Source organism: Micromonospora sp. URMC 105 (assembly GCF_051386295.1).
Classification (GTDB): Bacteria; Actinomycetota; Actinomycetes; order Mycobacteriales; family Micromonosporaceae; genus Micromonospora.
This window is the reverse complement of the sequence record NZ_JBPQTL010000159.1, coordinates 1-7,431: the sequence shown is the minus strand read 5'-3', so window position 1 is coordinate 7,431 and position 7,431 is coordinate 1. Positions and strand designations below refer to the sequence as shown.

7 protein-coding genes are annotated in these 7,431 nt (G+C 74.9%); 5 read left to right on the top strand and 2 right to left on the bottom strand.

What is annotated here, in order from left to right; genetic code table 11:
* The 4 genes from eccE to rarD all read left to right on the top strand — a co-directional run.
* A partial coding sequence (eccE, locus tag ACSNN7_RS28140; protein ID WP_436684079.1) for a type VII secretion protein EccE occupies positions 1-1,706 on the top strand: 1,706 nt, incomplete at its 5' end.
* A 56-nt stretch (positions 1,707-1,762) separates the two neighbouring features.
* A complete protein-coding gene (locus ACSNN7_RS28135; RefSeq protein WP_088959258.1) occupies positions 1,763-2,149 on the top strand; it encodes a phage holin family protein in 387 nt (128 codons plus the stop codon).
* Positions 2,150-2,261: 112 nt separating this feature from the next.
* Positions 2,262-2,747 carry a GNAT family N-acetyltransferase gene (locus ACSNN7_RS28130; protein WP_436684078.1) on the top strand — a complete coding sequence of 162 codons (486 nt, stop codon included), beginning with the start codon at positions 2,262-2,264 and terminating at the stop codon, positions 2,745-2,747.
* Positions 2,744-3,667, top strand: coding sequence for an EamA family transporter RarD (gene rarD, locus ACSNN7_RS28125; RefSeq protein WP_436684077.1), 924 nt, complete (start codon positions 2,744-2,746; stop codon positions 3,665-3,667). Before ACSNN7_RS28130 ends, rarD begins: the two co-directional genes overlap by 4 nt.
* 7 nt (positions 3,668-3,674) lie before the next feature.
* On the opposite strand, the gene ACSNN7_RS28120 is transcribed toward rarD, so the two are convergent.
* On the bottom strand, positions 3,675-4,373 hold the full coding sequence (locus ACSNN7_RS28120; protein ID WP_436684076.1) for an anti-sigma factor family protein: 699 nt from the start codon (positions 4,371-4,373) through the stop codon (positions 3,675-3,677).
* Positions 4,370-4,864, bottom strand: a complete 495-nt coding sequence (locus ACSNN7_RS28115; RefSeq protein WP_436684080.1) for a sigma-70 family RNA polymerase sigma factor — start codon at positions 4,862-4,864, stop codon at positions 4,370-4,372. The genes ACSNN7_RS28120 and ACSNN7_RS28115 overlap by 4 nt, the downstream gene beginning before the upstream one ends.
* Positions 4,865-5,100: 236 nt before the next feature.
* Here ACSNN7_RS28115 and ACSNN7_RS28110 point away from each other — a divergent pair, with 236 nt between their 5' ends.
* Positions 5,101-7,227, top strand: a complete 2,127-nt coding sequence (locus ACSNN7_RS28110) for a PhoX family protein (RefSeq protein ID WP_436684075.1) — start codon at positions 5,101-5,103, stop codon at positions 7,225-7,227.
* Positions 7,228-7,431 lie beyond the last annotated feature (204 nt).

The following is a 7,431-nucleotide window of genomic DNA, read 5'->3' as shown; positions in this document are numbered from 1 at the left end:
CGCAGGTCGCGGTGGCACTGCCGGTGGCGGCCCTCGGCCGGGGCGTGGTGGCGACCGCGCTCGCCCTGTTCGCCGCCGGGCTGCTGCTCGCCACCGCCTGGATACGCCGGCGGGGCCGGTGGCTGTTCGAGTGGCTCGGCATCGCCCTGGCGTACGTGACCCGGCGGCGCCTGCTCGCCCCGGCCGCCGGCCCGGCCGCGCTGCTGGACCTGGTGCTCCCCGGTGCCGCCGTGCGGTCGGTGGAGCTGGCCGGCGGACCTGCCGCCGTGGTCGACGACGCCGGCGGGCTGGCCGCGCTGATCGAGCTGGGCGATCCCGGCGACCTGCTCGGCGACGGCCCCCGGGCGCTGCCCGGGCCCGCGGCGCTGCTGCCCCCGGCCGCGCCCGAGCAGCCGCCGGTGCGGGTCCAGCTCCTGCTGCACGCCGCCCCCGCCCCGGCGCCCGGCACGGCAGGCGGGACGGTGGGGACGTCGTACCGGCAGCTGACCGAGGGGCGGTTGCCGGGTCAGGAACGGGCGCTGCTCGCCGTCCGGGCGCTGCGGGTGGACGGCTGGTCGGACGAGGAGCTGCGGCGGGCCCTCTCCGGTAGCGTGCGCCGGATCGTCCGCCGGCTCGGGCCGGTCGGCGCCCGGCCGCTCGGCGAGCACGCGGCGCTGCGCGTACTCGGGGAACTGGCTCATCACGACGGCGGCCGGCCGACCCGGGAGACCTGGTCGGCGGTGCGCTCCGCCGACCTCCTGCAGGCCGGCTTCCGGCTGGCCCGCCGGCCCGACCCGCGCACGGACCTGGGCCGGCGGCTGGTGTCCCGGCTGCTGGCGTTGCCGGCCACGGCGACCAGCGTGTCGCTCTGCGCCGGCCCGCGCACCGGCGCCGACGCCGCGCCGGTGCCGGCCGAGCTGACGGTACGGCTGACCGCCCGGACCCCCGACGAGCTGGCGCTCGCCGGCCAGGCGCTGCACCGGCTCGTCGCCGACGCCGGCGGCGAGGTACGCCGGCTCGACGGTGCGCACCTCGACGCCCTGGCCGCCACGTTGCCGCTCGCGGTGACCGGCGGCCCGGTCCCGCCCGGCCCCGGCCCGGAGCCGCTGGAGCTGTCCCTCGGCGACGCCGGTCTGATGGTGGGCGCCAACCGGCACGGCGGCGCGGTGACGCTGCGCCTGTTCCGCGCCGAAGGCACCCGGCTGGTGCTGGTCGGCGGGGTCCGCGCGGCGCAACTGCTGGTGCTGCGGGCGATGGCGCTGGGGGCCCGGGTGGCGGTGCGCACCGGCCGGCCGCGGGTCTGGGAGCCCTTCGTGCGAGGCGTCGGCGGCACCGGGGGCGGCATCGCGGTGCTCCCGCCGGGCCGTCCGCCGGCCGGGGCGCCGGGTTCACCGCTGTCTCCCCTGCTGCTGGTGGTCGACGCGGGCACGACGGCCGACGATCCCGGCCCCGGCCCGGCCTGGCAGGCGACGCTGGTGGTGCGGGACGAGCTGACCGCGGCCGACACGGACGTCCTGGGCCGGGCCGACCTGGCGGTGCTGCAACCGCTGGACCAGCGGGAGGCGACGCTGGCCGGCGCGGCGCTCGGCCTCGGCGGCTCGGCGGAGTGGCTGACCCGGATCCGGGACGACATGGTGGCGGTGGTGAACCGGCGGGCGCTGCGCTGGGCGCTGCTCTCGCCCACCCCGATCGAGTCGCAGCTGATCGGCCGGCCGGCCCGCGGCTGAAGCCGGGGCACGCGGGAGGGTTCCCGTGGTGGACCTTGCGTGGCACGATCCCCGCCATGGGTTTTCTGAAGGGCCTCCTGATCCGGCTGGGCTCCACGGCGGTCGCCTTCTGGCTGGCGACGCTGCTCATCCCGGGCATCACCCTGGACTCCGACTCGGCCGTCGAGACGGTCACCACGCTGCTGCTGGTGGCGGTGATCTTCGGTGTGGTCAACGCGGTGCTCCAGCCGATCATCAAGTCCGTCGGCTGCGGTTTCTACCTGCTGACCCTCGGTCTGATCGCGCTGGTGGTCAACGGCCTGCTCTTCCTGCTGACGAGCTGGATCGCCGGCGAGGCCGGGCTGCCCTTCCACGTCGACAGCTTCTGGCCCGAGGCGGTGCTCGGCGCGCTTTTCGTCAGCATCGTGACCTGGATCCTCGGCGCCATCCTCGACCGCGACTGACCCCGGCGACGCCCGGGCGGCGCGCGCAGGCGTGACGCCCGGGCGCGAGCGGCGGCCAGCGACCGGGAATTGGCTCGCGCGGGGCGGGGTGGGCCGGGCTAGCGTGGCCGGCGTGTTCACCCTGACCCGTGACGACGGCTACCTGCTCAGCACCGACCCCGACCGGATCGACCTGGACCGGGTGTACCGCTGGCTCTCCACCGACGCGTACTGGGCGCTCGGGCGGAGCCGGGAGACGGTGGCGGCCTCCTTCGCCGGCTCGATCCCCTACGGCGTCTACGCCCGCGGCGAGCAGGTGGCGGTGGCCCGGGTGATCACGGACCGGGCCACCTTCGCCTGGCTCTGCGACGTCTACGTGGCGCCGCAGGAGCGCGGTCGCGGGCTGGGCACCTGGCTGGCCACCGCCGTCCGGGACCACCTGGCCGGGCTGGGTGTGCGCCGGATCCTGCTGGCCACCCTCGACGCCCACGGGGTGTACGCGAAGGTCGGCTTCCACCCGGTCGAGCCGGGACGCTGGATGGAACTGGACCACCGTCCGGTGAACCAGGTCACCGGAAAGGAACAGACACCCGGCCCGCCCCTTACGGTGGAGGGGTGAACGCGGTCCGGCTCGGCTATCTGTACGGCTTCGGCGCGTACCTGCTCTGGGGTTTCTTCCCGATCTACCTGAAGCTGCTGCGCCCGGCCGGGCCGGTGGAGATCCTGGCCCACCGGATCGTCTGGTCGGTGGTCTTCGTCGCGCTGCTGCTGGCCGCGATGCGCAACGTCGGCTTCCTGCGCGCGCTGGCCCGCCGGCCGCGGACGCTGGCCGGCATCGCCGTCGCGGCCGCGCTGATCGCGCTCAACTGGGGCACCTACATCTACGGGGTCAACTCCGACCGGGTGGTGGAGACCGCGCTCGGGTACTTCATCAATCCGCTCGTCGTGGTGCTGCTCGGCGTCTTCCTGCTGCGTGAGCGGCTGCGCCCGGCGCAGTGGGCGGCGCTCGGCGTCGGCGCGGCAGCCGTCGTCGTGCTCACCGTCGACTACGGCCGGCTGCCGTACCTGGCGTTGACGCTGGCCTTCAGCTTCGCCGGCTACGGCCTGGTCAAGAAGCGGCTCGGGCTGCCCGCCGCGGAGGGGCTCTTCGTCGAGTCGGCGGTGCTGGCGCTGCCCGCCGTGGCGTACCTGGGGTGGCTGGCGCGGGGCGGGGACTCGACCTTCGGGCACGTCTCGGTCGGGCACACCCTGCTGCTGGTGCTGGCCGGCGCGGCCACCGCCGTACCGCTGCTGCTCTTCGCCGGGGCGGCCAACCGGCTCCCGCTCTCCAGCCTGGGCATGCTGCAGTACCTCGCCCCGATCCTCCAGCTCGGCTGCGGGGTGCTGATCTTCCACGAGCCGATGCCGCCGGCGCGACTGGCCGGCTTCGCCCTGGTCTGGGTCGCGCTGATCGTCTTCACGGTGGACGCGGTGCGGCACACCCGCCGGGCCCGGGCCGCCGCCCGCACCCCGGTCCCGGTCACCGCCGCCGGGCGGTGACCGGGGATCAGCGCACGTCGTAGCCGAGGACGGCGGTGCCGTCGGCGCGGACGAGCTCCAGCCGGACCAGCTCCGCGTCGGTGAAGCGGGTCGCGCCGGTGAGGCGCACGTCGTCGCCGGGCGCGGCCAGCCACGAGCCGATCTGCTCCGTCGCGCCGTCCGGGCCGTGCGCCACCAGCCGGAACGTGTACGCCTTGCCGTAGCCGGCGGTCGCGTCGTACCCGCAGCGCATGGTGACCTCGGTACCCCAGTCGGTGCCGGTCAGCCCGATCTCGGCGTGCACCGGCACCTTCGCCGCCACCGGCTGCATGGCGACCATCCGCACCGCCTGGACGGTCGGCGCGGGCGGCGCGGGAGGGCGCAGCACCGCCGCACCCCCGACGCCCACCACCAGGGCGAGCGCGGCGGCAGCCAGGGCCGTGAGCGCGTACCGCCGGCGGGCACCGGAGCGTTCGCGACGGCGGCGCTCGCGCGCGGCGGCGATCAGCGTGGGGACCCGGTTCGGCTCCGGCGGCGGGGGCAGGAACTCGTCCAGCGCGGCCGGGTCGAGCCGGCCGAGCAGCCCGGGCAGCACGGCGATCTCGGCGACCGCCTCCCGGCAGGCCGCGCAGCCGGCCAGGTGCCGCTCGTACGCGGCGCGGTCGCCGGGAGCGAGGGCGCCCAGCACGTACGCGCCGTCGTCGTGCGCGAACTCGCAGCGGGTCATCCGGTCACCCCCATCTCGGCCAGGACCAACCGTAGTGAGCGCAGCGCGTAGTGGGTGCGGGACTTGACCGTCCCCGGCGGGACGCCGAGCCGCGCGGCGACCTCGGCCACCGAACGCCCCTGGTAGAAGCACTCGACCAGCACCTCCCGGTGGGTGGGGCTGAGCCGGTTCAGGGCCTCGGCGACGGTCCACGCCTCCACCGCGCGCTCCGCTTCGTCGACCGCCTCCGGCGGCTCGGGCAGGTCGTCGGTGAACACCTCACCGACCCGGGTGGACCGGCGACGCCACGCGTCGATCGCCAGGTTCCGCGCGGTGGTGAAGAGCCAGGCGCGCACGGAGCCGCGGCGCGGGTCGAGCGACTCGGGGTGGCGCCAGGCCCGCAGCAGGGTCTCCTGCACCAGGTCCTCGGCCCGCGTCCGGTCGCCGTTGACCAGCCGGAGCGCGTGCGCGTACAGCGCCTCCGCGTGCTCGTCGTGCAGCGCGCGCAGCAGTTGGGCGTCGTGGTCGCTGATGGTGATCCCCTCGCTCTCCGCGGCGAGTGCGGCGAATGCGTTCGTCCGTGGATACGCGCCGTCACGCCGATCGGTTCACCTGCGACCGCTGTTCACATCCGGTTCACACCGAGTCCGGCGACCGCTCACCGGGCCCTGGCAGCCTCCGGCCGGTACGCACGTCGATCGGGGGTGATCCGGCGTGCCACCGACCTTGCTTCCAGGAGGCTCCTGAAATGAGCAACCCTCGCCGGCTGCTTCCGTTGCTGGGCGCCACCCGCCACGGCAGCCGCGACGCGATGACGTGTCTGTACCGGTGCGGCAACGCCTGTGACCACCCGGTGCCCAACTCCTCCGACAACGCGTACTTCGGGGACCTGGTCTCCGCCGAGGTGTCCCGGCGCGGCGTGGTCCGGGCCGGCGCGGTCGGCGCGCTGGTGCTCGGCTTCGGCGGCGCGACCGCCGGCGCGCTGGCCGGGGCCGCCCCGGCCGCCGCCGCCCCCGGCACGCCGGTGGTGCCCGAGGCGACCGGCTTCGGCCGTCCGCAGCCCGGCACCGGTTCCGGCGCGCTGACCTTCAAGCCGATCCCGCCGAACCAGCTCGACACCCTGGTCGTCCCCAACGGGTACGACCACGCGGTGGTCATCCGCTGGGGCGACCCGGTGGTGCCCGGCGCCCCGGAGTTCGACCTGCACGGGCAGAACGCCGCCGCGCAGTCGAAGCAGTTCGGCTACAACAACGACTTCGTCGGGGTGCTGCCGCTGGACCGGCGGGGCCGGCGGGCGCTGCTCGTGGTCAACCACGAGTACACCAACGAGGACCTGATGTTCCCGGGCTTCACCGGCCTGGACGCGCTGACCGTGGAGCAGTTGCGCACCGCGATGGCCGCGCACGGGATGTCCGTGGTGGAGCTGGAGCGGGTCGACGGCACCGGGCAGTGGCGCCCGGTCGCGAGCGGCCGGCGGCCGTACAACCGGCGGGTCACCGCGCTCGCCACGAAGTTCGAGCTGACCGGCCCGGCCGCCGGCTCGGCCTGGCTGCGCACCGCCGCCGACCCGAAGGGTCGTACGGCCGTCGGCACGCTGAACAACTGCGCCGGCGGGGTCACCCCGTGGGGCACGGTGCTCTCCGGCGAGGAGAACTTCAACCAGTACTTCGTCGGGGCGGACGCCGCGCCGGAGGAGCTGAAGCCGAAGCTGGCCCGCTACGGCATCACCACCACCGCCCGCTATCCCAGTGGCAGCCGCAAGTGGGAGCGGGCCGACGAGCGCTTCGACCTGTCGAAGCACCCCAACGAGGCGCACCGCTTCGGGTGGATCGTCGAGATCGACCCGTACGACCCGGAGAGCCGCCCGCGCAAGCACACCGCGCTGGGCCGGTTCAAGCACGAGGGCGCCAACGTGATCGTGGCGAAGAGCGGGCACGTGGTCGCGTACATGGGCGACGACGAGCGCTTCGACTACCTCTACAAGTTCGTCTCCGACAAGAAGTTCCTGCCGGGTGACTCGTGGGTGGCCCGCAAGCACAACCTCACCCTGCTGGAGTCCGGCACGCTCTACGTGGCGCAGTTCGCGCAGACCAGCGCCGCCGAGATCGACGGCTCGGGCAAGCTCCCGGCCGACGGCGCCTTCGACGGCCGGGGCCGGTGGATCAAGCTGGTCAGCGGCAACCGCTCGTACGTCGACGGGATGACCGCCGCCGAGGTGCTCACCTTCACCCGGCTCGCCGGCGACAAGGTCGGCGCGACCAAGATGGACCGGCCGGAGGACGTCGAGCCGAGCCTGCTCACCGGCAAGGTGTACGTGGCGCTGACCAACAACACCGACCGGGGCAAGCCGGGCAAGCCGGGGGCCGACGAGGCCAACCCGCGCAACCTGAACAAGCACGGCCAGATCCTGGAGCTGGTCGAGGACCGGGGCGACAACACCGCCGAGACCTTCGCCTGGTCGCTGCCGATCGTGGCCGGCGACCCGGGCGACCCGTCGACCTACTTCGCCGGGTACGACAAGACCAAGGTCTCGCCGATCTCCTGCCCGGACAACGTCGCCTTCGACGCCACCGGCAACCTCTGGATCTCCACCGACGGCAACGCGCTGGGCAGCAACGACGGCCTCTTCGCCACGGCGGTCGAGGGCCCGGAGCGGGGGCAGCTGAAGCAGTTCCTCACCGTGCCGGTCGGCGCCGAGGCCTGCGGCCCGTTCATCACCGGCGACAACCGCTCGGTCTTCGTGGCCGTGCAGCACCCCGGTGAGCTCACCGGCGCCTCCGTGGAGAAGCCGGCGTCCACCTGGCCGGACGGTGACTACGCCAAGCCGGGCGTGGTCGTCACCTGGCGGCTGGACGGCGGCCCGATCGGCAGCTGACCCCACCCCGGCGGTCCGGCCTCGGACCGCCCACGAAGGGCCCCTCCGGTGCGGAGGGCCCTTCGCCGTCCCACCCGGTTTGCGGCGTGTCGGGGTGTCCCGGCGGCTGGTCACCCCGACACGCCGCAAATCGGAACCTCGCCGCCCACCGGCGCCACCGCCGCCCCGGTCGCCCCGCCACCCCCCGATTGCGGCGTGTCGGGT